Genomic DNA, 3,686 nt, shown 5'->3' on the forward strand with positions numbered 1-3,686 from the left:
CGACGAGACCTTTTCTCGTCGCCATTTTCAGCCGAAAAACTCCATTTTTTGACGACGAAAACCTTTCTCGTCGCCATTTTCAGCCGGGAAACCCCATTTTTCGACGACGAGAACCTTTCTCGTCGCCATTTTGAGCCGGAAAACTCTCTTTTTTGGCGACGAAGCCCATTCTCGTCGTCACTTTTGGGTGAGAAACTCCTTTTTTGGGCGACGAGAACCTTTCTCGTCACCATTTTGAGCCGAAAAACTCCTTTTTTGGGTGACAAAACACCACTCACCCCGTCTTTGGGATGCGAAACTCAAGTTTTTAATTATTCTTTCACTCTCATCAGTCGTAAACCATTTAGTGCCACCAAAAGAGTTGCCCCCATATCTGATAGAATTGCAATCCATAGCGTTAACCAGCCGGGAATGACCAATAATAAGGCAATTAACTTAATACCTATTGCAAAGATTATATTTGCTTTAATAATATTTAACGATTTTCGGCTTAGTCTTACCGTAAATGGAAGCTTACTTAAATCGTCTCCCATAAGAGCAACATCTGCCGTTTCCAGTGCTGTATCCGTTCCAGCTCCCCCCATCGCAATTCCGACAGTTGCAGCCGCTAAAGCAGGAGCATCATTGATACCATCACCAACCATAGCAACGTTTCCATACGCAGATCTTAACTGCTTAATAACAGCTAATTTATCTTGCGGCATCAATTCTGCTTGAGTTTCCGAAACACCTACATACCGACCAATTGCGTTTGCAGTGCCTTTGTTATCACCTGTAAGCATAACCGTCTTTTTAATTCCAAGTTGATGCAGTTTTTGAATGGTATTTTTACTAGATTCACGTACTTCATCAGCTACCGCAATTAAGGCAAGTATTCCTTTTTCTGTACCAAAAATCATCACTGTTTTCCCTTCGTTTTGAAGATTGGTTATTCTATCTTCTAAGCTGTTATCAAAATTCGCATTTGGTACTTCCTTAAAAAGTTTTGGGTTACCTATATAATAAGTTGTTCCTTCTACAGTACCCTTAATCCCTTTACCTGTGATAGTGGTGAAATCATTCACGATTACATTAGAATAAGTAACATTCATTTCTTCTGCTTTTCGAATAATGGCAGAAGCAAGCGGATGCTGAGAACGATATTCTAACGCAGTAATGATGGATAACAGCTTATTTTCATTGATTTGATCGTTCAGCACATAAAAATCAGTAACTACTGGAACACCCTTTGTTAATGTACCTGTTTTATCAAATGCAATGGCCTTTACAGTACCCATTTGTTCTAAGTAAATACCACCTTTAATAAGAACACCTTTTTTCGCAGCATTTCCGATTGCTGAAACGATTGAAATTGGCGTAGATATAACCAATGCACAAGGGCAGCCAACAACTAAAACTGATAATCCTTGATAAACCCATGTTCCCCAATCTCCATCAAAAAACAAAGGAGGTATGATCGCAACTAATCCGGCAATGACCATTATAATGGGCGTGTAATATTTAGCGAATGTGTCAACAAAGGCTTGTGCCGGAGCGCGTTCACCTTGTGCTTCCTCAACAAGATGAATAATTTTTGAAATCGTTGCATCCTCTACAAGTTTCGTAATTTTTACTTCAAGTAATCCTTCTCCATTAATCGTTCCTGCAAATACTTCATCATCAACGGTTTTAGAAACCGGTACGGACTCTCCTGTAATTGCTGCTTGGTTTACTGAAGAAGTACCGCTAATGACAATTCCATCCATCGCGATTTTTTGACCGGGCTTAACAATCATTATATCTCCAACCAAAATATGATCCACAGAGACCGTCATTTCTTGTCCATTTCGCCTAATAAGTGCTTCTTTTGGGGCAATATCCATTAATGATCGAATGGATTGTCTGGCTTTATCCATTGAATATCGCTCCATGGCTTCACTTATGGCAAAAAGAATAACAACAATCGACGCTTCTGCCCATTCTCCTATAAAAGCAGCACCAATAATAGCAACCGTCATCAATGTTCTCATATCAAAATCAAGTTTGAACAAATTTTGAAAACCTGTTTTAAAAAGTGAATGCCCTCCGATGACAATCGATGCGATAAATAGCACTGAAGTAATTAGGTTTTCTTCCCCATTGACAAACTGAGAAAGATATCCAAAAACAATTAGCAATGAAGCATATAAAAGTGTACTGTGTTTTTGATAGAATGGAGTTTTCGCCTCTTTCGTCACCTCTTTATCTATTTGATTCACTGTTGACGATGGCGCTTCTGACTTGTCCGGAAATACTTTAAGATTTTCAAAAGCACCCGCCTTTTCCAATTCTTCTACTGTTGTTTCACCGTAAACAGTAATTTTCGAGGCGCCAAAATTCACTTTTGCATCCTGTACTCCCGGTAGTTCCTTAACATTTTTTTCAAACTTTCCAGCACAATTTGCACAGGAAAATCCCTCAACCCGATAAACATTTTTATTTTCAAAAATAGTTGCTTCACTCAACTTCCCTAACCTCTTTCTGATGAGCAAATGCTAAATGGATTAAATTCTTCACATATTCGTCGTCTAGAGAATAAAATACTAACTTCCCCTCTTTACGATATTTCGCTATACCTAAATTCTTTAATAGCCTTAAATGATGAGAAGCTGTGGCAATTGTAGAACCAGTAATATTGGCTACATCACACACACATAATTCATCCTCAACTGACAAAGCATAAGCAATCTTAATTCTTGTATCGTCAGACAATGCCTTGAAAATTTTAGCAACATCTGTAGAATTTTGTTCAGCTAAGCTCGTTTTCACCCTGTTTACTTTTTCCTCATTTATACACGTTATTTCACAAATATCATTATTCATATTTTTTCTCCCTTGTCATTCAAATGATGATTTGACTATTATATTAATTATTATATGCTCTCATATTCAAACGGTCAAACAATCATTTGAATATATAATTTTATTAATTTTTTTATACATATAAAGTATCTAACTGTAGTAATGTCAAACAAAATTTACGATTAATTCCTTTCCTACCACATATTTTTCACCTTAATCACCTGTTTCAGCAAAACGCTTAATCCGCTCCCCAATTTCGTCCCGTACCCGCTGAAATACTGCCCATTTTTCTTCATCTGTCCCTTCCGCTTTTGCCGGGTCATCAAAGCCCCAATGCTCTCTTTTTACATGTGGTGGCGTAACCGGACATTTATCCCGAGCATCCCCGCAAAGAGTCACAACTAAGTCTGCATGATTTAAAATCTCAGCATCAATAATTTCCGATGCTTGATTAGAAATATCAATTCCGACTTCTTTCATTGCTTTCACTGCATTTGGATTTAATCCATGTGCTTCAATTCCTGCACTATAAACATTCCACTCTTTACCTAGATATTTTTTTGCCCACCCCTCTGCCATTTGGCTGCGGCAGGAATTACCAGTACACAAAAAATAGATTGTTTTTTTAGACAAACCAGTTCATCTCCTTTTTTATTAAATTTGTTAATTTTAAGCATTTTTATTCTCTACACATAAGAAGGTTAGTAGTCAAAATTTGGCAGCCTAGTGTCAACGGTTCAGTTTCCTTACCTGAGCGGTACCCGGACCCAACTAGCAACAGTAGAATCCCTGAATTCACCAGTAACACCCCTTGAGACTCCCACGACTAAAGTCGCAAGCCCTAAACCTTACGGTTTAACGGGTGG

General features: G+C 38.2%; 4 protein-coding genes. All 4 read right to left on the minus strand.

Annotation, left to right across the window (positions count from 1 at the left end):
* The coding region (locus tag LIZ98_RS17075; RefSeq protein WP_227203158.1) for a hypothetical protein at positions 1-233 on the minus strand (233 nt) is incomplete at its 3' end.
* A 78-nt stretch (positions 234-311) separates the two neighbouring features.
* Complete coding sequence (locus LIZ98_RS17080; protein ID WP_255602342.1) at positions 312-2,483, minus strand: heavy metal translocating P-type ATPase; 2,172 nt, start codon at positions 2,481-2,483, stop codon at positions 312-314.
* On the minus strand, positions 2,476-2,841 hold the full coding sequence (locus LIZ98_RS17085) for an ArsR/SmtB family transcription factor (protein ID WP_041903003.1): 366 nt from the start codon (positions 2,839-2,841) through the stop codon (positions 2,476-2,478). Before LIZ98_RS17085 ends, LIZ98_RS17080 begins: the two co-directional genes overlap by 8 nt.
* 192 nt (positions 2,842-3,033) lie before the next feature.
* Positions 3,034-3,453, minus strand: coding sequence for an arsenate reductase (thioredoxin) (gene arsC / locus LIZ98_RS17090; RefSeq protein WP_227140351.1), 420 nt, complete (start codon positions 3,451-3,453; stop codon positions 3,034-3,036).
* Positions 3,454-3,686: the final 233 nt, after the last annotated feature.

Origin of the sequence: Caldibacillus sp. 210928-DFI.2.18, from assembly GCF_020554505.1 — a bacterium.
Taxonomy (GTDB): Bacteria; Bacillota; Bacilli; order Bacillales; family Caldibacillaceae; genus Caldifermentibacillus; species Caldifermentibacillus hisashii.